Here is a 20,658-nt window from a genome sequence, read left to right as displayed (position 1 = left end):
ATGTCTCTGTTGCTTTGTGTTTGCAATGGTTTTGGTTCTATGGGGTGTTGGGTATGTTATTTCCCGCCCAGCCAGCCCTTGATCTTGCTAACGAGGCCGCCTTGCTCTGGCGGGGGCGGATTCAGCTCGGCCCAGCGCTGGCGCCACGGTGCGCCGGCCGGATCATCCGCAGTGTAAAAGCGCGTGGCCAGCGTGCGGATGGCATCTTCGTCGTCGGCTTCGGCGGCTAGCGTCAGCCAGCTTTCGATGTCAGGGCGTGATGCCTCGACGTAACCATCCAGTGCCAGTTGGGCCAGTTCGCCGCCGACCCATTCCGGCGCGTCGCCCTGCTGCCAGCTGTAGCGCAGATTGGCGGCGGCCTTGTGAAACAGCGCAGCATCATTACTGGCGCGGGCCTGCAGCACCTGCGTGTAGCCAAGCGACGCCTGCGCATTGGGGAAATTTGCGCGCATGGCCTGGTCGAAGTGCCGGATGGCGCGATCGAGATCAATCTGGCCAGCCGAACCGTTGCGCCAGTTCACACCTGCGTTGTAGCTGCCGTAAGGGTTGCCCAGCGCCGCTGCGCGTTCGTAATACTGCGTGCCCAGTACGGCGTCCGCTTCGATTCCCATGCCATGTTCGATCATGTAACCGGCGTTGTTCATTGCGCGGCTTTTGTCGCCCTTGTAACGCTCGCTTATCAGTTCGGCGGCCTCGCGCAGCAAGGCCAGCATGCTGGCCGGCTTGTCGTGTTCTTCCATGGTGTCGATGCCGACCCAGGCCAGACGAAGCAGCGCCCGGCCACGCCAGGAATCCGGGGAGTCAGAAGGTGCGCGCTCAGCCAGCTCGCGCCACAGTGCGCGGGCGAGCTCCGCATCTTCTGCAATGCCCTCTTTGGCGTATTCCACCGCGTCGGCCAGCTCGAAACCGGCCGCCCAGTCACCGGTACTGAAACGCTGCCGCAGGTGCTCGGCATAGCTCTGCGTGCAGCCATCGGCAAACAGGTATTCCACGCGGTTGTGTCGAGCATTCCACGCTTGTGCGCCAGCGCCCTTGCGCCACAGCGCCTCGATCTCCTCGGCAATCGTGTCGCCGAGTTCTGCGATGCTATAGGTCTTGCCGATCCAGGCGTAATCCTCGGCGAACAGCGCGCTGCCGTCGGCACGCAGAATGCCCATGCGCTGGTCCTGCCCCTGGCCGGGCTCGTCGGGATGAGCCGGGCGCTCGCAGATGAACACTGGCTCGGTGTTCATGCCCGCAGCAAAAATCGGCGCGATGGCGCTGTACTGGCAGGGCAGCAGCTGGCTGGCGCTGTCCAGCAGCCAGACGCCGTAGCGTTCCTCGGCGCGCGCTTTACGCTTTTTCTGTGCGGTTTTTTGACCAACCTGCAGCAGCCTGCGCCAGCGCGGGTGCTGGCGGATGGCTTCACGCCAGGGCGACAGCAGTTCGATGCTGGAAAAACCGGCAGGCAACTTTGCCACGCCATCCAGCGTCAGCAGATTGGCAGCGCCGTCGCGAGTCACATTGAGCAGGCGCTCGCCCAGTACATCCGCCTGCAGTGGCGTGATGTCTTCATACTGGCAAGGCAGCAACTCCTCGCCACGATCGTCACTGACTCCGTAACCGTGTTTGCCACGGCGCAGAATCAGCTGGCGTCCACCCGGCAGATGATCAAACAGCGTGCCGTGCACCTCTCCCTCGGAAGGCAGCATGACAATGCGGCCATCGGCATGCATCAGGCTGAAGAGTTCAATGCCCTCGGCATCGGTCTGGCTGAGCTGCCACAGCCGACGATCTTCATCCCAGCTGATGCTGTTGTAAACGCAGGGCAGCAGCTCGCTGCCGTCTGCCGCCAGCAGGCCCCAGCCATTTTCATTCTGTACGCGGCGCTGGTCACGGATCGGTTTTTCGTCTGAGCGCAGCATGTCCAGATAGCGATGCGGCACGACCAAAGCGCCGTTGTGGTCGATCAGCCCCCAGCGATCATTCTGCAAGGCGCCAATCAGCTTGCCGTCGTAATTGCCCAGTTCCTGATACTCAAGCGGGACAACGATTTGCCCAAGGCTGTTGATGAGTCCTTCGCGGTCAGCGCGGCGCACGGCGGCATGCCCGTTGGCTGCGAAATACCACATATCGTCGAATGCGGCGGCGGTGAGCCGTTGCGCCGGGGTGCTGCGGCTATCGGCCAGCCCCCACAGGCCGTTTTCCTGGTAGGCAAACAGGTGTTCGAATTTGCCACCGGCTTCGTCCAGGCGACTAATGTTCTCGAATTCCGCTGCCATGACGAGGGGCGCATCGGCATCCTGCCCGCGGCGCAGGCCGTAGTGTTCGCCATCCTGAAAGCGCCAGCAATCGGCTGTGATGTGATCCTCGTCGCTTTCCGCTTCGTCTTCGTCTTCGTCTTCGTCTTCGTCGTAGTCGCCATCTATCAGGCCGGTGTATTCAACACCGTCGTCCGGATCGGCAGAGAAGAAGGGATGATCAAGACCGCCCAGGCCGAATACCCACAGCCAGGATTTCCATTCCAGCCAAGCCGCCGGGGTCATCCAGTCGCCGGTGAGCGCGACGTCAAACCGGGCATGCTGGCCATCGCGCAGCGCTTGCAGTGCCTGCTGCCAGCTCAGGTTAATGCTCTCCATTTCGCTCGCCGCCCAGGCCGGAACGGCGGTCTCGAAATAGCTGTAATCACCCGGCTCGTAGTCGTCCGGGTCGTAGCCGCTGCTACTTAGGTGAAACAGCTCGTCAATGTCGGCACTCAGCTCGGCCTCGTCGCCATAGCGTTCCTGCAGGTCAGCCAGAAACTGCCGCGCGGCGGCAATAAAGCGTGGCAGCTGCGGCAGGCTGGCCACTGCCGGATGCCGCTGCAGAAAGTCGAAAACCAGTTCGGCGCGGGTGCGCGCCGCTATCAGCGGCACGACCAGATTGTCACTGCCGCAATCGGTGAACACGCGCTGGATGTCGATAGCCGGCCCGGTATAGGCCTCGGCCAGCAGCACTTTCCACAGCGCCGGAATGCCGTTTTTGGCTTCGGCGATCTGTTCCTGTCCATCGTCGTTCTGGATGTAGAGATAAATGCGGTGACCCATGCTGGCTTCCGGATTTTGAATGGGTATATAAATACAGCCATTGAAAATCAATGGCTGTAATCGGATACATTGACGAGTATTGCGGAGTGCGTCAGAGCGCCGGGCTGATGGGCAGGTTCAGCTCGCGGCAAACCGCAAGGAAACTTTCCAGCTTGGTGCTGCGCACCAGCACCATCTGACGGCGGGCGTCGATGGGCTGGGCAAAATTGACCAGCGTGTAGGCCGGGGCCAGCTCCTCCAGCACGAGCTTGAGGGCGGCGTCTTCATTATGGCCAGCCAGTGTCTCAGCAGCGAGATCGAGCTCGCCCTCGCCGAAGGCGTCGAGAATGTCATCGTACAGCTCGGCGATGCGGTTGCCCCGGAACACCATGCCGCCTTCCAGCTGTTCCAGCAGCACCCATTGCCACAGCGGCATGGCGGCGTCGCCATTGCTGGCGGCAAAGGCCGGATAGCCGCTGGCGCTGTCCGCGGCCAGATAGGCGTCGGCATCGGCGGCGGCCTTGCCGACTTCGGCAGTCAGTGCGTCGAGGTCGGCGGCATCCAGCCCGCCATCGGCGAGGATTTCAAAAAGTTCATGGATCTGTTTCTGCATGGGGTGTGTTTCCTGTTCGTAATCGAGTTCGTAATACTGGGGCGTTGGCCAGAGGGCGCAGCTTACGCGCTTTCGCGCCGGCCGTCGGCATAGAGACGTTCCCGCTGGCCACTGCCGGCGTTGAGCGCAATCACGGCTTCTGCTTTGCCCCAGTATTCCTTGAGTTTCATCACCAGGCGGGCCAGTTCGCGCGCCGTGCCGCTGGCCTCGTTGTCCAGCCAGGCGTAGTCATCGGGAAACAGCCTGCTGCCATCGGCGTGGTAGAGCGCGAATCGCTGCGGGTGTTGCGTTCCATCTTCGTCGGGCTGGCAGGGCCGCACCGCGAGAAAGAACAGACACGTGGGTTCGTCCAGCAGCACCGGCTGGATGGCGGTATGGTTGCAGGCAATGCGCGGCGCGGGTTCAGCAACATGCCAGATGCCTTCCAGCTTGCCGCGCAGCCGATCCTGGCCTTTTTCATTGACGCGCAGCAGGCCACGCCAGTCCGGATGGCTGCGAATGATGTTGTATTCGGTCAGCAGCGAAATCTGGCGGAAGCGCTCCGGCAGCAAGGGCTGTGCCGCGCTGTCGAGCAGCATCCAGCCGTTCTTGTTTTTGACCAGCAGGGTAGGTTCGCCAGTTGGCGGGAAATCACAGCGCTCGATTTGCTCATGTATGCAGGGCACCAGTAGCTGGCCATCCGGCGTCATCAGTCCCACGCGGTTGTCGGCAGTCACGCTGAGCAGCACGTCTTCAATCAGCCAGTCGCCCGGATCATGGCGGCTCGCGGGCAGCCACGGCGTGCCGTCCGGGCGGTAGAGTGCAAACTGCTCATCCTTGCTGGTTTTCCACGCGTAGAGGCTGCGGCTCCACTCAATTTCGTCAAATGCGCAGGGCAGGATTTCCCGGCCGCTGGCGTCCAGCAGTCCGAGCCCGGCATCGCTCGTGGCCAGAAAAACCGGAGGCAGCAGTTGCTCGTTCACCCAGATATGCTGATCGAGCAATTCGAGCGAGGCATAGCGCGGGGCACACAGCTCGCGGCCATCACGATGGCGCAATCCCCAGAGCTCGTTCTGCTCGACGGGATAGAGGCCGTCGCGGCCTTCGCCAATGTAGTCATAGATGGGCGGAATGATCTGCCGGCCCTGCAGATCAAGCAGGCCTTCGTGCTCGCCGATCCGCATGATGGCCAGTCCATCCTCGTAGGCCCACAGCTCATCGATGCAGGCATCGACCAGGATGCTGGCCGGGGTCTGGCTGCAGTCGGCAATGCCCCAGCGGCCATTTTGCCGGAAGGAGACCAGATGCAGCGCTGCATCATCATCCTCGCTCATGCTGCTGATTTTCTCAAAATGCGGTGGCAGTAGCGGCACGGTGTCCGCGCCCGTGTCGCGTTGCACCCCGAAGCCTGCGTCGCTGCGGATGCGCCACAGGCCACCGCCCAGATGCTGCTCATCCGGATGCTGGCTGTGTTCACGGTGCGTGCGCTTGAAGCTCAGATAGTCGCCCGCAAAATCGGCATTCGCCCGCCAGAAAAACGGGTGGATGGCGGCCCGCTGGCCGATTACGTTTTCCCAGAACACCGCTTTTTCCGGATCTATGACCCCTGCCACGGCGCAGAACGCCTCGTAGTCACCGCTGGCTATTGCCGCACTGAGCGCCTGCCAATCGTCCCGCAATTCCTGTGCGGTGTACTCTGCATCGTCATCTTCGGCAACGACCGAAATCCAGCCGTCTTCGCCATGGCGGTTCAGTACATCGGCCAGCCATTGGCGCATGCCTAGCGTATAGCGTGTCAGCACCGGATCCCCGGCAACCCTCGGGTGCTGGCTAATGAAGGCGAGCACCAGTTCGGCACGCTGGCAGGCGGCTGGCAATGACGCGCGCAGCTCGTCCTCTTCTGTTGGTACGGCATCGGCTAGCAGCACGCGGAAGAACGTGGGATAGCGGTGACTGGCCCCGGCGAGTGGCTCTCCGCCGTTCGGGTTTTCAACTCCAAGTTCAAGTAGTTCTGGCACAGCAATCCTAAGGGTATGTTTGTATGGCTATTTATTTTCAATGCTTATGCGTTTATGGGCTTAGGGGTATCCGAATCGGCGCCGGTGTCTGTGCTGGCGCTGTCCGGTGAGGCCACACTGGCGCGACGCCTTGCCAGTGACACGGTAAACACGCCCCATTCGTCGATGCGCTGTTCGAGCTTTTCAAAGCCGGCGGCTTCGACGAGCTGATCCATTTCCTGTTGCGTGCGCCGGCGCATCACCCAGGCTTTGCCGTCCTTGTGGCTGGTGAGCGTGCGTGCGATCAGTTCGATCTGCGGGTGCCAGGGCTGGTTGGTGTAGACCAGATAGCCGCCTTCCGGCACGGCATCGGCAAGCCCTGCCAGCGAGTCGCGGATCGGCCCGTTTTCGGGGAATAGTTCGTACAGGCCGGAGACCACCGCCAGCGTGGGTCTGGGTTCCAGCGTGGCCAGGCTCTCGCGATCGAAGGCGTTGCCCTTGGCGAAGCGGGCGATGTGCTGCATGCCGCGGTCGATGATCATCTGCTGGCCAGCCTGCACATTGATGTCGCTGTAGTCGCGCAGCAGGATGCTGGTGACGGGCAGGCGGTTTTTGGTGATGGCATCCATGATGTAGCGGCCATGGCCGGCGGCAATGTCGACGATGCGGATCTCGCGGCCTGCTTCGTCGAGCTTGCGGATGGCCTTCGCGATCAGTTCTTCCAGATTGATCTTGCGCTGGCGGATGCCTTTCCAGCCGACGCTATCCAGATACGCCCGGTCGCCGAGCTTGCCCAAGAGCGTGGTGCCCTTGGCTTCATTGCGGTACACGTAATCGAGCGTGCTGCCCGAATCGAAGCCGGTTTTCAGGCCCAGCTTCACGCCTTCCGACAGGCGACCCAGTGTGGCGAGCGAGCGGCGGCTGATGCCGAACTGCCAACGCTTCGGGCTGGTGATCGGCAAGGGCTGCTGCAGGCTGGTGTATTCCTTGTGGGTGTAGCCCTGCTGGTCGGCGCTGGTCAGGTCAGGGGCGGCAATGCCCTGTTCGACGCGGTTGATGAAGTTGCGGATCAGCACGAAGGCCTGTTCGCGGTTCAACTCGCCCAGCGTGTCGTGGTAGAAGCCCGGCAGTTCGTGCTTTTCCTTTACCGGGCTGCCGAGGCGATCATAGAACTCGTGCTGCGGGCCGTGATGCACGACGAAATCGGCGCCGGAAATCAGCACCTGCGTCGGCACGGTAATCGCACCGGCGTCGGCAATGATGCGCTCGGCGGTTTCATAGAGCGCGAGCAGGATATTCACCGAGATCGGGCGGGTGATCAGCGGGTCATTGTTGTAGCTGGCGATGCGTTCGGGGTCGTGCGTGAGGAACTTGGCCTTCACATAGGAATTCACGAAGAAATTGCCGCGCAGCTTTTCCATCAGCTTCAGCCCCGGCCGGGCGGCAGGAACGTAGAGCTTCACCTTGAAGGCCGGTGCGGCAAGGATCAGCGCACGGATTTTCGGCGCGTAGTCGTGCACCCAGGTCGCGGCGAGCACGGCGCCGACACTCTGCGCGATGACGATGATGTCTTCCGGTGCGTAGCCGTAGGTCTCGCTGATGTACTTGATAAAGCAGTCGAGGTCGCGGATGGTGGTGCCGAGGCTGGGTGAAAAGCCACGTTCGCCCTCGTTCAGGCCATGACCACGGCAGTCCCAGGCGAACACGGGGGTGTCGGCGTAGCCCAGTTCATCGACGATGTGCTGCAGGCGGCCGGAGTGTTCGTGGCCGCGATGCAGCAGCACGATGGCGCGGCGCGGGCCGTTGTCACTGGCGGCTGGCCAGTGGCGGTAGAAAATGCGGCTTTCGTCAAAGGTGGTAAAGCGGTTTTCGATGGCAGTGCGCATACGAAGGTTTACTCCTTGGGTGAAATCGATGGGTATTGCTCAGTAGCCCTCTTCTTCATTGGGCTTGACTGGTAATACCTTGTCACGTAATTGCAGCAGGCAATCACGCAGATCCTGTTTGAAAGCCTGGCGGTTTTCCTGCCAGAAATGTGTGCGGCCCACGGCCACATCAACGAAAAAGGGGATGGGCAGCCACTGGCCACGCCCCAGCGCGCGGCCGAGGCCGTGCATGTAGACCGGAATCACCGGCGCATCGCGGAATTCGCCGGCCAGATGCCAGATGCCGGATTTCACTTCTGAGAGCACCTCCGGTTCGCCGCGCGTGCCTTCGGGAAACAGAATCAGAATGCGCCCGTCAGCCAGCGCTGCACGGCAGCCGGCGAGCGGATCATCACCTTTCTTGGTGCCGCGCTTGACCGGAATGATGCCGACCACCTGCGTGGCAAACCACGCCATCAGCCTGTTTTTCAGAAAGTAGTCGGCCGCTGCCGCGGGCTGCACATTGCGGATGACGGCGAGCGGAAACAGCGAATACAGCGTCAGGATGTCCAGATGGCTGTTGTGGTTTGCCACCACAATTGCTGGGCCGGTCAGCGGCAGGCGCTCCTGATGACGGATGGTGAGCCCGAGCCAGAGCTTGACCACCGGCCGGGCAACGAGCAGAACGAAAAGGACGCGGAGCCAGGGCATGATCAGAAGTACAGATAGCGCACGAAGTGGAAAAACAGCGGCGCGGTGTAGGTGAGCGAATCCAGCCGGTCGAGAATGCCGCCGTGGCCGGGCAGCAGGCTGCCGGAATCCTTCACGCCGATATCGCGCTTCACCGCTGAAATCACGATGTCGCCGATAAAGCCGGTGATGCCGATCAGGAGACCCGCGAGTGCGCAGTGCAGCGGACTCATCGGTGTGAGGTAAGGGCCGATCAGCCAGGCAATCAGCGTGGTGGTGGCCGCACCACCGAGCAGGCCGCCGAGTGTCTTGTTCGGGCTGACCTTGGGGGCGACCTTGCGGCGGCCGGTGCTCTTGCCCCACAGGTATTGCGCCACATCATTGCTCTGCGTGAGTGCGACGACAAAGAACAGCAGCATCGCGCCGGTGCCGATATCGCCCTTGCCGACGGTTTCCGGCAGGATCAGCAGTGCCGGCAGGTGCGAAATGCAGAAGACGGTAAGCATCACTGCCCATTGCAGGCTGGACGCCGCGCGCAGAAAGCCTTTGGTCTCACCGATCAGCACCATGCGCATCGGCAGGAAGAGGTAGACATAGACGGGGATGAAAATGATGAACATCCCGTACCAGGTTATGTGTATCCAGTAATACTGCAGCGGGATGGTCAGGTACGCCCAGAACAGCACCACATGGTCGGCTTCGCGCGTGCTGGAGAGCGTGAGGAATTCCTTGAGCGCCAGAAAACTCACCAGTCCGAACACCAGCATGGCGAGCGTCTTGTTGCCCAAGAGCGCCAGCGAGAAGAAGGCAACGATCCACCACCAGGTGCGCACGCGCAGTTTGAGTTCGGTCCAGTTCTTTTCCGGCTTGCGATGTGCCAGTAGTGCGATGGTCAGTGTGGCGATGATCAGGATGACGACAACGCCACCCAGCCCCCACTGCAGTGGCATGGGAAGCGACAATTGAGTGATCCAGTCAGGCATGTTGCACCTCGTTGAGCATGGCGCGGATGCGGTTCAGGCAGGTGAACACCATCAGCAGTACGCAGCCGCCCATGAGATAGGGGAGGGGGCGTTCGGCTGCTGGGATGAGTGCATAGGCCAGCGCAAAAGCACCGAAGATGAAGGCCCGGTCGCTTTTGCCCATCGGGCCGTCGTAGCGGCGGCTGGCGCCGATCAGCGGGCCAATGAGGCCGACCAGCTCGGTCAGCATTGCCATGAACACGGCGGCAATCACCCAGAGGGCGGCTTGCGGATTGATGAAGGCAAACGGCAGGAAGAGGGCGGTATCGGCCAAGACATCACCCAGTTCGTTCAGTACGCCGCCGAGCGCGCTTTTCTGGTTGTGTTCGCGCGCGAGCATGCCATCGATGGCGTTGAGCGCCATGCGGATGAACATGAAGACGGGAACAATCAGCCAGGCGAGACGGGGCAGCGCAGGCAGGCACAGCAGCCCGCCCACCAGAATCGAGGCGAACAGCGCGCTCAGGGTGACCTGGTTGGCCGTGATGCCGTGGCTGGCCAGCTGCCGCACGATGGGGCGCAGCAGGCCCTGAAAGCGGGATTTGAGTTGATAGATACTGGGCATGGCATGAGTGTGGCTGGTTCAAAACTGACGCCATTCATACCATGCGCTGAATCCATGCTGCAATCAAAGTCCGGAATTTGCCGGAAAAGCAGCTCGGGATGACTGTTGCGGGCGCAAAATCCGAGCTGTTCATGCCAGTGTCACCCGGTTTCAGTGTTCCTCGTCATCGTCGTCGCTGCTTTCGCACAGCAGGGCGGACTGCACGACCTGCCGCGTCAGGTGCGGGGCAAACAGTTCGATGAAGTCATAGGCATAGCCGCGCAGATAGGCGTCCTTGCGGATGCCGATGCGCGTGGTGGACGGCTCGAACAGGTGGCTGGCGTCGATGGCTTCGAGGCCGGTGTCGCGGTCGGGCTCGAACGCCATGCCGGCCAGAATGCCGATGCCCAGCCCCAGGCCAACGTAGGTCTTGATGACGTCGGAATCGATGGCGGTCAGCACCACATTCGGTTCCAGCCCGGCATCTGCAAATGCCCGGTTGATTTTCGAGCGGCCGGCAAAGGCAAAATCATAGGTAATGAGCGGGTAGGCGGCGACATCGGCCAGCGAAATCGGGTGATCCAGCTGCGTGAGCGGGTGGCCGCTCTGCACGACGATGCTGCGGTTCCATTCATAGCAGGGCAGCATGGCCAGTTCGGGATAATGATCGATCCCCTCGGTGGCAATGGCGATGTCGGCCATGCCTTCAACGACCATTTCGCTGATCTGGGTCGGATTGCCCTGTTTGATTGACAGGCTGACTTTCGGGTACTTTTCCAGAAAGGCATGTACAACCGGCGGCAGCGCATAGCGTGCCTGGGTGTGTGTGGTCGCGATCGTGAGGCTGCCGCCTTCGACGTTGACGAATTCCTCGCCGATGCGCTTGAGGTTTCTGGCCTGCATCAGCATCTGCTCGGAAATGCGCAGGATTTCGCGCCCCGGGGCGGTGACATCGACCACTCGCTTGCCGTTGCGGATGAAAATCTGCACGCCGAGCTCGTCTTCCAGTAATCGAATCTGCTTGGAAATGCCGGGTTGCGAGGTGTGCAGCTTTTCGGCTGCCAGCGAAACATTCAGCCCTTGTTTGGCGACTTCGACCAGATAGCGTAGTTGCTGCAATTTCATGGTGGACCTCTAAATAAGCGCTAGTGCTTAAAAGGTAACGACAATTTATAACGGAGTATAAGCCTGCTTTGATATGATGTCAGCAGGCCGCACGAGACGGCCGTTATAATTTTTGATTACTGAAAGGCCTCCATGGAATACGCGTACATCATCGCCGGTTTTGTTGTGAGTTTTATCGTGGGTATGACCGGGGTGGGGGGCGGCTCGCTGATGACGCCGCTGCTGCTGTGGATGGGCGTTAATCCGGCAACGGCTGTTGGTACCGACCTGCTGTATGCCGCAGTGACCAAATCGAGCGGGGTGGTGGCGCATCAGCGCAACCGCAATATCGACTGGAGCATTACCGGCTGGCTGGCGCTGGGCAGTGTGCCGGCGGCGGCGATTACCGTGTATGCCCTGCACATCCTGCACGCGGACACCAAAACCATCAATCTGGTCATCAAGCTGTCGCTCGGGATGGCTCTGCTGCTGACGGCGGCTGCGCTGGTGTTCAAGCAGACGCTGCTGGCCTTTGCAAAAAAACATGCCTCTGACTGGCTCGACCTGCCGCAGGGCAAGTTGGGCGTGGCCACTTTTGTGGTGGGGATTTTTCTGGGCGTGATTGTCACCCTGTCGTCGATCGGCGCCGGCGCGCTGGGAACGCTGGCGCTGTTTCTGCTGTATCCACTGTTGCCGACCAACCGCCTTGTCGGTACCGAGATCGCGCACGCCGTTCCGCTGACGCTGGTCGCTGGCCTCGGGCATGCCGGCTTGGGTAATATTGACTGGGTATTGCTCGGAACCCTTTTGATTGGCTCGATTCCAGGGATATACCTCGGTAGCCAGTTGACGGGGCGTATTCCTGATCGCTGGCTGCGCCCGGCTCTGGCGACGATGCTGGTATTTGTCGGCGTGTCCATGGTGAAGCCGGCGCTGGCCGCGCTGGCCTGAGTACCATCTTTATATATATTAGATCACCCCCCCCATCCGGAGAGATGCATGGATTTGCAAGCCAAGCTGGCCCAGACGCTGGACGTACTCAGACAGGTTGCCGATGAATTCAGCCCTGCTGTTTTTGCCAATTCCTTCGGCGCGGAAGACATGGTGCTGATGGATCTGATCGCCCGGCATCGCCTCGATATTGCCGTGTTTTCCCTGGATACGGGGCGCTTGCCGGCCGAGACCTATGCGCTGATGGAGGAAACGGCCAGTCGCTATCCGGATACGCCCGTGCAGGTGTTTTTCCCGAATACCGCCGCGACCGAGCAGTATGTGAATGCGCATGGCATCAATGCCTTCTATCAGTCGATCGAATTGCGCAAGGCCTGTTGCCATGTGCGCAAGATCGAGCCGCTGCAACGTGCGCTGAAAGACAGGAAGGCCTGGATTACCGGCCTGCGCCGCCAGCAGTCGCCAACGCGTACCGACTTGGGTTTCCGCGAGTTTGATGCCGGTAACGGGCTGGAGAAGTTCAATCCGCTGATCGAATGGACCGAGAAAGAGGTCTGGGCGTACATCAAGGAAAACGATGTGCCATACAACGCGCTGCACGATCAGCACTACCCGTCGATCGGCTGTGCCCCCTGTACGCGTGCGATTGCGATGGGCGAGGATGTTCGCGCCGGTCGCTGGTGGTGGGAGGATCCCGAAAACAAGGAGTGCGGTCTGCACGTCAAGCGCTGAACTGCGCAGCTTCACCCGACAACAACGCCCGGAAATCCGGGCGTTGTTGTATTTCTATTGATGCAAATCGAGGCCAGCCTTCTTTGGCGCTGACTTGATGATGCGATTGCATTATCGTGTACGGGTTGTGCGGCGTGTCGCACTGGTGACAACAAAATAAAACGTGGTTCGAGAGTCGAGAGGATAAATCCATGAGTGAAGTGAAATACCTGATTGGTGTTGATGGTGGTGGTACCGGTACGCGCATTGCCATCGCTGGTCTGGACGGCGTCGAACTGGTGCGCGCCGAAGCGGGGGCTTCCGCGCTGGGGCAGGGTATCGACAAGGCCTGGGCGAATATCACTGCGGCCATCAAGGACGGCTTTGCGAAGCTGGGTCTGGGTGAGGTTGCCTTCGCCGAGTGTGCTGTCGGGTTTGGCCTCTCGGGTGTGACGGTCAAGGCCTGGGCTGAAGAGTTCGCCAGCAAGAACCCTGGCTTTGCCCGCATCGAAGTGGAAACTGACGGTTTTTCGACATTGCTTGGTGCCCACAATGGTGCGCATGGCGGCATTATCGCGATTGGGACCGGCTCGATTGGTGAGGCCTGGCTGCCCGATGGCACGCGTCTTGAAGTGGGCGGCTGGGGGTTTCCGACATCCGATGAAGGTTCTGGTGCCTATCTGGGCCTGAAGGCGATCAATCATGTGCAGCGCCTGATGGATGGTCGCCGCGAGTTGACCGATTTTGGCCGCAAACTGCTCTCTATCACTGGTGACAGCCGTGAAAAGGTGTTCGAGTGGATGGGCAAGATGAAGCAGGGTGAGTGTGCGTCGCTGTCGCCGGTCGTGGTCGAGTTTGGCGAGAAAGACGAAGTCGCCAAGTCCTTCCTGCTTGATGCTGGTCGTGAAGTCGAAATCATTGGCCAGGCCTTGCGCAAAAACGCACCAGAACTTCCGCTTGCCCTTTGCGGTGGCGGTTTGTCCGAAGCACTGCGTCCCTATATTCCTGCTGCATTCCTTGCCAGTACTTCCCGCGCGCAAAAAGATTCCTGCGCTGGTGCACTGATCCTGATTCACCGTGCGGTCAAGGCTTGATGAAGCTGGCAGCTCCGGGGCTGGATGACGAGCGCTTGCAGGTTCTGAAGCCCGATGTCGATAGCCCCGTTCCCTTGTATCTGCAATTGAGTGAGCGCCTTGCCGCCGCCATTCAGGCCGGTTTCTGGCGAGGCGATGAGGCGCTGCCTTCCGAGCGCGCGCTTACCGAGCTGCTGGGCGTCTCCCGGGTAACTGCTCGCAAAGCACTGGATCTGCTTTGCGAGCAGGGGCTGATTACCCGGCGCCACGGCTCCGGCACTTATGTCACTGCAAAAATGGAAGTGCCGCTGGATGTCTACCAGCCATTGCCGCAGCGCCTGATGGCACGGGGTCTGCAATTGGAAGTGCTGGAGTGCCGGCATGAGGTCGATATCGCTGACCAGGATGAAATGCTCAGGCTACAGCTCGCCGCCAATGCCAGGGTGTTGCGCATCGAACGCCTGTTTGCAGTGGGCGATGTGCCATACATGTTCGAACGAATTGCCATTCCTGCTACATCATTACCCGAGTCACAGGAAGGAAATGCGGTCGTCTGGGCTGACGAGCTGCGGGAAGGTGTTGTACGCGTGCTACAAAAAATTACAGCCAGCCTGCCGCCGGATTTTTTGAAAGAACGACTGGTTTTTGGTGATTGCGTCCCGCTGCTGATGATTGATCAGCAGGATTTTGCAATCGATGGGCAGGTTTTGTTGTGTTCGCGAAATTGGTTCAAGGGGGACGACTACACTCTGCTTGCCGAATTGCGCAAGTAAGGGCTTGATCTGCCTTGCAAACAACGCTGACGATCTTCCTGTCATGTAGTTGAGTGCTCTTCATGTCGCCCGCTTTGCTACGCGGACTCCCGGGAGTGGTCAAGAAATGGGTCGCCAGGAAAAAGGGTGATGCCAATCGCGCTTGTTATTACGTGCTGTCTTTTAGCTTACGGTTTTTTCTTGTGGCGGGTTTCTTGTTCACGCTGGATTTGAAATCCGGTAGTCTCGTCGTGTAATGTCTTTCACTTATGTATCGGGCATGCTGTTGCGAATTGACGTTGCTGACGCTTGTGTTTTAGTGTGAAGCCGGTTTCGCGCTCGGCATTGATCTAGTGGTACTGCAGCCCGCGGGCTGTCTTCAAACATAACGAGGGAGTTGGCATGAAAATCAAGAGTTCCGTTCTGGCTGGTGTTGCCCTGTTTGCTGCAACCATCATGTCTGTGCAAGCTGCAGAGAAAGTGAAGGTTGAGTACTGGTCTAACAGCCTGTCGCCAAAGTTTGATGCTGTCATGAAAGACCTGACCACGAAATTCAATGCGTCGCAAAACGGCGTTGAGGCTGTCTGGGTCGATGTGGGTTGGGATGCTTTCCAGGCTCGCGTAGTAACCGCCGTTGCTTCCGGCAAGGTTCCTGGCCTCGTTAATCTGCCGAAGCCGTGGATGGATGACTTCGCACAGAAAAAAATGATTGTGCCGATCACCAAGGAGGCTGCCTCCTTCAAGAATGTTTACACCAAGGGTGCTCTGGCCGATGTGACCTACGAAGGTCAGATGTACGGCCTGCCGTGGTACCAGGTTACTGGCGTGCTGTTCTATAACAAGGACCTCTTTGCCAAGGCTGGTGTCAAGGCTGCGCCGAAGAGCTTCGATGAACTGCTCGCTTCCGCCAAGCTGGTCAAGGAAAAAACCGGTGTTGCCGGCTTTGCTCCGAAGCTGAATGACGGCTTTGCTGGCTGGTTCCTGTATGAAGGCCTGCCGCTTGTGAAGGATGGCAAGGCGGTCTTCAATGGGCCGGCTTATGTGAAGTTTGTCGAGAAGTTTGCTGCCGCCTACAAGGATGGCTCGATGCCGAAGGACGTCTTCAAGATGGGCTTCGAAGAGCAGATCGCAGCGTACAACTCCGGCAAGATCGCCATGTTTGCCGAAGGTGCTCATGCCCTGAAGCGCACTCAGACTGATGCGAAGAAGATCTACGAAACGACTGGCGTGACCGGCTTCCCGCAGGGCGCTGGCAAGACTCCGTTTGGTGGCTTCCTGTTCCTGTGGTCGGTTCCGAAGGGTTACAAGGATGTCGGCGCTGCCGTCAAGCTGGGCCAGTTCCTGACCAGCGACGAAGCCCAGCTGGCATTTGCCAAGGCTTCCGCTACCTTCCCGTCGACCAACAAGGCTCTGGATGATGCCTACTTCCAGGCCGGCGCCAAATCGGCTGATCCGGTCGAGCAGGCTACCGCTGTTGCGGCTACCAACATCAAGGCTTCGCGTACCCTGACCATCTCCGGCCTGCCGGATGAAGCAGCCATGAACAAGAAGCTCAACGATGAAGTGGAAGCAGCCATTACCGGCCGCAAGTCCGCCAAGGAAGCTCTGGATTCCGCTGCTGCCATGTGGAACGAAAAACTGGCTGCCAAGAAGTAATTATTGTAAAGAAGTGTGTCGCAAACATGCCATGTTATGCGGCACATCAAGTTTTGTGGCGGTAGTTTTCTGGTAGACTGCCGTCACAATTAAAATCCGCAAAGCCTTAGGGCGTAAGTGGGTAGCAATAAGCAAGGAAAGTAATTTCCGAGCAAATTTGTCGATAACTCAAGAGGAAGACAAAATGAAGCTGAAGAAGATGTTGACCGTTGGCGCCGCCGTTTTTGGCCTGGGTCTCTTTGCTGCACAAGCTCAAGCTGCTGACAAGGTCAAGCTCGAATTCTGGACCATGAACCTGGCTCCGAAGTTCGACCCGTACTTCAAGCAAGCCGTTACCAAGTTCAACGCTGCTAACCCGACTCTGGAAGCTGTATGGGTTGACATGAACTGGGACCAAATCCAGCCGAAGCTGATTGCCTCCCTGGCCGCTGGCAACCCGCCGGCTCTGGTTAACTTCAATGTACCTTGGGTTCACGAATTTGCTGCTCAAGGCAACATCATCCCGCTGGATCAATACCTCGGCGCTGACAAGGCTATCTACAGCACCCAAGCTCTGGCTGACGTAACCGTCAAGGGCAAGGTTTACGCTTTCCCGTGGTACAACTCCGTTTCGATCCTGGCCTACAACAAGACCATCTTCGACAAGGCTGGTGTCAAGGTTGACCAACTGAAGTCCTTCGATGCTCTGCTGGCTGCCGCCAAGCAAATCAACGAAAAGACTGGTGTTGACGGTTTTGCTCCGAAAATGTCCGACCCGATCGGCATGTTCTACTACCTGGGTCTGCCGGTCGTAGAAAACGGCAAGGCTGTATTCAACTCGCCGAAGCACGTAGCTGCCGTTCAGAAGTTTGCTGATCTGTACAAGGCTGGCGCTATTCCGAAAGACATCTTCAAGATGGCCTTCGAGCAAGAAATCGCTGCGTACAATTCTGGCAAGATCGCCATGATGACTACCGCTCCGCAAGCTCTGAAGCGCACTGAAACCGATGCCAAGGCCGTTTATGACGTGACTGGCGTTGCTCAGTTCCCGCTGGACGCTGGCAAGATGTCCTTCGGCGCCTGGATGATGGACTTCGTTGTACCGAAGGGCTTCAAGAACCCGGCTGACGCTGCCAAGCTCGGCAAGTTCCTGACTGGCGATGAACAGCAACTGCTGTTCGCTAAGGCTACTGAAACCACCTTCCCGACCACCAAGAAGGCTAACCTGGATCCGTACTTCCAGGCTGGTGCCAACAGCAAGGATCCGATCGAGCAAGCTCGTGCGGTTGCTGCCAAGGCTATGGACGGCGCTCGTACCCTGACTCTGACTCCGGGTACCCTGACCGACGAAGCTGCAGCTACCAAGGTTCTGGCTGACAACTTCCAGGCTGCCGTTGAAGGCCGCAAGCCGGTCAAGGAAGCTCTGGATGCAGCAGTAGCAGTTTGGAACACCAAGATTGCTAAGTAATAGCTTTATTACTAGCTCGCTGCTCTAAAAACGGGGCCGTCTTTCGGCGGCCCTGTTTTATTTCCGACAAGATCAATAATACACAGTGAGTTACGCCGTGAAAAACTCCAGCAGTTACACCGCCGTTGCCTATCTGTTCTTGGCACCAGCCTTGATTTTGATGGGTATTTTTACCTTCTGGCCGGTCGGGTACAACACCTATCTGGCTTTCCATGACTATGCGATTGCCGATGGCACCGCAACCTGGAACAACTTCGAACACTTCAAGTACATCTACCACGAAGATCTGTTCCATAGCGCGCTGAAAAACTCGCTGCTCTACCTGCTGGTAGTGCCGTGTATCCAGCTCGCCGCACTGGTTATTGCCAAGCTTGTGAACAACAAGCTGCCGGGCATGACCTTCTTCCGTGCGACCTATTACATTCCGGTAATTACTGCGATTTCCGTGGCTGGTGTGGCTTGGGCGTTTGTATACAAATACGACGGTATGCTCAACGGCTTCCTGACGTGGGTATCGCATTTCATTGGTTACCATTCCGGTTTCGAGCGCGTGGAAATCGACTGGATCGGCAATCCTGACATTGCCATCTACTCGGTCATGGTCTTCACGTTCTGGAAAGGTCTGGGTTACTACATGGTGCTCTATCTTGCCGGTCTGCAAGCCATCCCCACAGAAGTGGAAGAAGCTGCGATCCTTGACGGTGCCAATGCCTGGGACCGCTTCTGGAAAATCACCGTACCGATGGTCAAGCCGACCATCCTGCTGTGTACCCTGCTTTCCACCATTGCCGCGATGAAGGCCTTCCAGGAAGTGATCGTGCTGACCAAGGGCCAGTCCGATACCTACACTGCACTGTTCTATGTGTATGACCAGGCATTCCGCAATTACAACTTCGGCCGCGCAGCTGCTGCCGGTCTGGTCGTAACGTTCTTCTGCATGATCCTGGCGATCATCCAGTTCCGTTTCTTCGGCGACAAGAAATAAAACAGCGAGGAATCCTGATCATGGCAATGAGTAAATCCGTACGTAATGCGTTGGGTCTGTCCGGCCACTATGCCGGCCTGATCGCCTTCGCGATTTTTACGACCTTCCCGTTCTTGTGGGCTCTGTCGTCCGGTCTGTCGTCCGACGCCTCCAAGATGTATCTGTTCCCGGATGGTTTCTGGCCGCATGAGGCCAGCTTCATGTGGTTCGAGCGCGTTTTCCAGGAAATGCCGTTCCTGACCTACCTGAAGAACTCGACCATCATGTCCTTCTTCACCATTATCGGTGTGGTGGCCATTTCGGTTCTGGCCGGTTATCCGCTGGCGCGCATGAAGTTCCCGGGCCGTGGCCTGATCTTTGTTGCAATCATTGCAACGATGATGCTGCCGGGTGAAGTCGGTATCGTTCCGAACTTCATTACCCTGAAGAACTTCGGTGATTTCGCCAACTGGATTCAGGAAAGCATCGGTCTCGGCTCCAGCTGGAATATGCGCGAGTGGATCGGCCTGAACAGCTATTTCGGCGCGATCATCCCGAACTTCGCCGGTGCCTTCGGTATTTTCCTGATGAAGCAGGCATTCGAGCAGATTCCGCAGGATCTGATTGATGCTGCCCGCGTCGATGGCGCTACCGAAATGCAGATTCTGTGGAAAGTCATGGTTCCGGTTACCGCTCCTTCGATTGCGGCTCTGGCGATCTTTACCCTGGTAAATGCCTGGAACGACTACCTGTGGCCGTCCATCGTCATGAACTCCAAGGAAAAGCTGCCGCTGGCCGTGGGCGTGTTCAACGACCTGACCGGTCCGTTCGCAACGTCCGACAACATCCTGATGGCTGCGATTGTGATGACCGTAGTACCAGTGCTTGTCTTCTTTGCCTTCACCCAGCGCTACTTTATCTCCGGCATGGACGGCGCTGTGAAGTAAGCAGGTTACTTACAGAATCCAACACATATAAATAGCAAGGAATCGAAAATGGCTTCGGTTACACTCAAGAACATCAAAAAGAACTACACCAAGGACGTTACCGTAATCAAGAACGTCAGCCTGGACATCCAGGACGGTGAATTTGTGGTTTTCGTTGGTCCCTCGGGCTGCGGCAAGTCGACCATGCTGCGCATGATCGCCGGCCTGGAAGACATCACCGCCGGTGAACTGTATATCGGTGATACGCTGGCCAACGACGTACACGCTTCCAAGCGCGGTATCGCGATGGTGTTCCAGTCCTACGCCCTGTATCCGCATATGTCCTGCGCCGAAAACATGGGCTTTGCGCTCAAGCTTGCCGGCACTCCGAAGGCAGAAATCGACGAGCGCGTGAAAAAGGCCGCCGAAATCCTGGAAATCACCCACTTGCTGGACCGGAAGCCCAAGGCCCTGTCCGGTGGTCAGCGTCAGCGTGTGGCCATCGGTCGCGCGATCGTGCGCAACCCGAAGGTCTTCCTGTTCGACGAGCCGCTGTCCAACCTGGATGCCGCACTGCGTCTGAACATGCGTGTTGAGTTGTCCAAGCTGCACCAGGAACTCAAGACCACCATGATCTATGTAACACACGATCAGGTGGAAGCGATGACTTTGGCTGACCGCATCGTGGTCTTCCATGCTGGTCTGATCCAGCAGGTTGGCACTCCGCTCGACATGTATGACAATCCGTCCAACCTGTTCGTGGCAGGCTTCCTCGGTTCGCCGAAAATGAACCTGCTGGAAGCCGAAGTGGTTGCCGCTTCCGCCACTGAAGTCACCGTCAAGCTGCCGAAGGGTCTGGTCGTACGCTCCGCGGTTGATGGCAGCAATGCCAAGCCGGGCGACAAGGTGACCATGGGTATCCGTGCCGAGCACATGCGTCTGGTCGAAGAGGGTACTCCGGAAGCGCTGCCGGCTCGTGTTGACCTGATCGAACATCTGGGCGACATCGTTCTGGCCTATATCGAAATTCCGGGTATCAACCAGATCCTGTGCATGAAGCTGCCGGCTTCCATGACCAACCTGAAGTATGGTGATGCGATCAACCTGGTTTTCCCGAAAGAAGAAACCATGCTGTTCGATGCCGAAGGCCTGGCACTGAAGCGTATCCGCTAAGTGCTGCAAGCCTGGCAAACAAAAAACCCGCGCAAGCGGGTTTTTTGTTTTTCATGGGTATATGACGGAGACCCTTTTGCCATAAGGGCCATGTGCGTATACCCGTAAAAAAGCCGCAGCCTCTTGCGAGGGCTGCGGCTTTCCTGG

At 58.6% G+C, this 20,658-nt stretch carries 17 protein-coding genes; 9 read left to right on the top strand and 8 right to left on the bottom strand.

All coding sequences use genetic code 11. From position 1 onward, the window contains the following. Window positions 1-56: 56 nt before the first annotated feature. From H559_RS0115225 to cysB, 8 genes are all read right to left on the bottom strand, one after another. Window positions 57-3,065, bottom strand: coding sequence for an SEL1-like repeat protein (locus tag H559_RS0115225; protein ID WP_028453382.1), 3,009 nt, complete (start codon window positions 3,063-3,065; stop codon window positions 57-59). Between the two features lie 91 nt (window positions 3,066-3,156). Further along, window positions 3,157-3,657: a hypothetical protein gene (locus H559_RS0115220; protein WP_028453381.1), complete on the bottom strand. Its 501-nt coding sequence runs from the start codon at window positions 3,655-3,657 to the stop codon at window positions 3,157-3,159. 62 nt (window positions 3,658-3,719) lie between these two features. Continuing rightward, entirely contained in the window at window positions 3,720-5,654 is a 1,935-nt protein-coding gene (locus H559_RS0115215) for a WG repeat-containing protein (protein ID WP_028453380.1), read from the bottom strand. A 44-nt stretch (window positions 5,655-5,698) separates the two neighbouring features. Next, window positions 5,699-7,519, bottom strand: coding sequence for a bifunctional alpha/beta hydrolase/class I SAM-dependent methyltransferase (locus H559_RS20720; RefSeq protein ID WP_081413093.1), 1,821 nt, complete (start codon window positions 7,517-7,519; stop codon window positions 5,699-5,701). Window positions 7,520-7,558: 39 nt separating this feature from the next. Next, window positions 7,559-8,209 (bottom strand): lysophospholipid acyltransferase family protein, encoded by a 651-nt coding sequence (locus tag H559_RS20715; RefSeq protein WP_034641527.1) that lies wholly within the window; start codon window positions 8,207-8,209, stop codon window positions 7,559-7,561. Between the two features lie 2 nt (window positions 8,210-8,211). Beyond that, window positions 8,212-9,171, bottom strand: coding sequence for a phosphatidate cytidylyltransferase (locus H559_RS0115200; protein WP_028453379.1), 960 nt, complete (start codon window positions 9,169-9,171; stop codon window positions 8,212-8,214). Continuing rightward, the gene (locus H559_RS0115195; RefSeq protein ID WP_028453378.1) at window positions 9,164-9,775 is read right to left on the bottom strand and encodes a CDP-alcohol phosphatidyltransferase family protein; all 612 of its coding nucleotides are present in this window, start codon (window positions 9,773-9,775) and stop codon (window positions 9,164-9,166) included. The genes H559_RS0115200 and H559_RS0115195 overlap by 8 nt, the downstream gene beginning before the upstream one ends. Window positions 9,776-9,925: 150 nt before the next feature. After that, entirely contained in the window at window positions 9,926-10,879 is a 954-nt protein-coding gene (gene cysB / locus H559_RS20710; protein ID WP_034641519.1) for an HTH-type transcriptional regulator CysB, read from the bottom strand. Window positions 10,880-11,011: 132 nt separating this feature from the next. Between cysB and H559_RS22835 the strand changes: the two genes are divergently transcribed. From H559_RS22835 to H559_RS0115145, 9 genes are all read left to right on the top strand, one after another. Then, entirely contained in the window at window positions 11,012-11,809 is a 798-nt protein-coding gene (locus H559_RS22835; RefSeq protein ID WP_028453377.1) for a sulfite exporter TauE/SafE family protein, read from the top strand. Between the two features lie 48 nt (window positions 11,810-11,857). Beyond that, window positions 11,858-12,541 (top strand): phosphoadenylyl-sulfate reductase, encoded by a 684-nt coding sequence (locus H559_RS22830; protein WP_028453376.1) that lies wholly within the window; start codon window positions 11,858-11,860, stop codon window positions 12,539-12,541. Window positions 12,542-12,732: 191 nt separating this feature from the next. Next, window positions 12,733-13,614: a glucosamine kinase nucleotide-binding domain-containing protein gene (locus H559_RS0115175; protein WP_028453375.1), complete on the top strand. Its 882-nt coding sequence runs from the start codon at window positions 12,733-12,735 to the stop codon at window positions 13,612-13,614. Beyond that, complete coding sequence (locus H559_RS20705; RefSeq protein ID WP_051279576.1) at window positions 13,614-14,366, top strand: GntR family transcriptional regulator; 753 nt, start codon at window positions 13,614-13,616, stop codon at window positions 14,364-14,366. The genes H559_RS0115175 and H559_RS20705 overlap by 1 nt, the downstream gene beginning before the upstream one ends. A gap of 381 nt (window positions 14,367-14,747) precedes the next feature. Next, window positions 14,748-16,001, top strand: coding sequence for an ABC transporter substrate-binding protein (locus H559_RS0115165; protein ID WP_028453373.1), 1,254 nt, complete (start codon window positions 14,748-14,750; stop codon window positions 15,999-16,001). 184 nt (window positions 16,002-16,185) lie between these two features. After that, entirely contained in the window at window positions 16,186-17,448 is a 1,263-nt protein-coding gene (locus tag H559_RS0115160; protein WP_028453372.1) for an ABC transporter substrate-binding protein, read from the top strand. A 97-nt stretch (window positions 17,449-17,545) separates the two neighbouring features. After that, window positions 17,546-18,433 carry a carbohydrate ABC transporter permease gene (locus H559_RS0115155; protein WP_028453371.1) on the top strand — a complete coding sequence of 296 codons (888 nt, stop codon included), beginning with the start codon at window positions 17,546-17,548 and terminating at the stop codon, window positions 18,431-18,433. Window positions 18,434-18,453: 20 nt separating this feature from the next. Further along, window positions 18,454-19,359, top strand: a complete 906-nt coding sequence (locus H559_RS0115150; protein WP_245579382.1) for a carbohydrate ABC transporter permease — start codon at window positions 18,454-18,456, stop codon at window positions 19,357-19,359. Window positions 19,360-19,407: 48 nt separating this feature from the next. Continuing rightward, window positions 19,408-20,511: an ABC transporter ATP-binding protein gene (locus tag H559_RS0115145; RefSeq protein ID WP_028453369.1), complete on the top strand. Its 1,104-nt coding sequence runs from the start codon at window positions 19,408-19,410 to the stop codon at window positions 20,509-20,511. Window positions 20,512-20,658: the final 147 nt, after the last annotated feature.

Source organism: Chitinilyticum aquatile DSM 21506 (genome assembly GCF_000430805.1).
Lineage (GTDB): Bacteria > Pseudomonadota > Gammaproteobacteria > Burkholderiales > Chitinibacteraceae > Chitinilyticum > Chitinilyticum aquatile.
Note: the sequence above shows the minus strand (reverse complement) of the source record. Positions and strands in the feature narration are given on the sequence as shown.

Excerpts from the sequence above, each read along its gene's own strand:
- H559_RS0115225 (WP_028453382.1), bottom strand. The coding sequence starts at position 3,065 with ATGGGTCACCGCATTTATCTCTACATCCAGAACGACGATGGACAGGAA.
- H559_RS0115220 (WP_028453381.1), bottom strand. The coding sequence starts at position 3,657 with ATGCAGAAACAGATCCATGAACTTTTTGAAATCCTCGCCGATGGCGGG.
- H559_RS20720 (WP_081413093.1), bottom strand. The coding sequence starts at position 7,519 with ATGCGCACTGCCATCGAAAACCGCTTTACCACCTTTGACGAAAGCCGC.
- H559_RS20715 (WP_034641527.1), bottom strand. The coding sequence starts at position 8,209 with ATGCCCTGGCTCCGCGTCCTTTTCGTTCTGCTCGTTGCCCGGCCGGTG.
- H559_RS0115200 (WP_028453379.1), bottom strand. The coding sequence starts at position 9,171 with ATGCCTGACTGGATCACTCAATTGTCGCTTCCCATGCCACTGCAGTGG.
- H559_RS0115195 (WP_028453378.1), bottom strand. The coding sequence starts at position 9,775 with ATGCCCAGTATCTATCAACTCAAATCCCGCTTTCAGGGCCTGCTGCGC.
- cysB (WP_034641519.1), bottom strand. The coding sequence starts at position 10,879 with ATGAAATTGCAGCAACTACGCTATCTGGTCGAAGTCGCCAAACAAGGG.
- H559_RS22835 (WP_028453377.1), top strand. The coding sequence starts at position 11,012 with ATGGAATACGCGTACATCATCGCCGGTTTTGTTGTGAGTTTTATCGTG.
- H559_RS22830 (WP_028453376.1), top strand. The coding sequence starts at position 11,858 with ATGGATTTGCAAGCCAAGCTGGCCCAGACGCTGGACGTACTCAGACAG.
- H559_RS0115175 (WP_028453375.1), top strand. The coding sequence starts at position 12,733 with ATGAGTGAAGTGAAATACCTGATTGGTGTTGATGGTGGTGGTACCGGT.
- H559_RS20705 (WP_051279576.1), top strand. The coding sequence starts at position 13,614 with ATGAAGCTGGCAGCTCCGGGGCTGGATGACGAGCGCTTGCAGGTTCTG.
- H559_RS0115165 (WP_028453373.1), top strand. The coding sequence starts at position 14,748 with ATGAAAATCAAGAGTTCCGTTCTGGCTGGTGTTGCCCTGTTTGCTGCA.
- H559_RS0115160 (WP_028453372.1), top strand. The coding sequence starts at position 16,186 with ATGAAGCTGAAGAAGATGTTGACCGTTGGCGCCGCCGTTTTTGGCCTG.
- H559_RS0115150 (WP_245579382.1), top strand. The coding sequence starts at position 18,454 with ATGGCAATGAGTAAATCCGTACGTAATGCGTTGGGTCTGTCCGGCCAC.
- H559_RS0115145 (WP_028453369.1), top strand. The coding sequence starts at position 19,408 with ATGGCTTCGGTTACACTCAAGAACATCAAAAAGAACTACACCAAGGAC.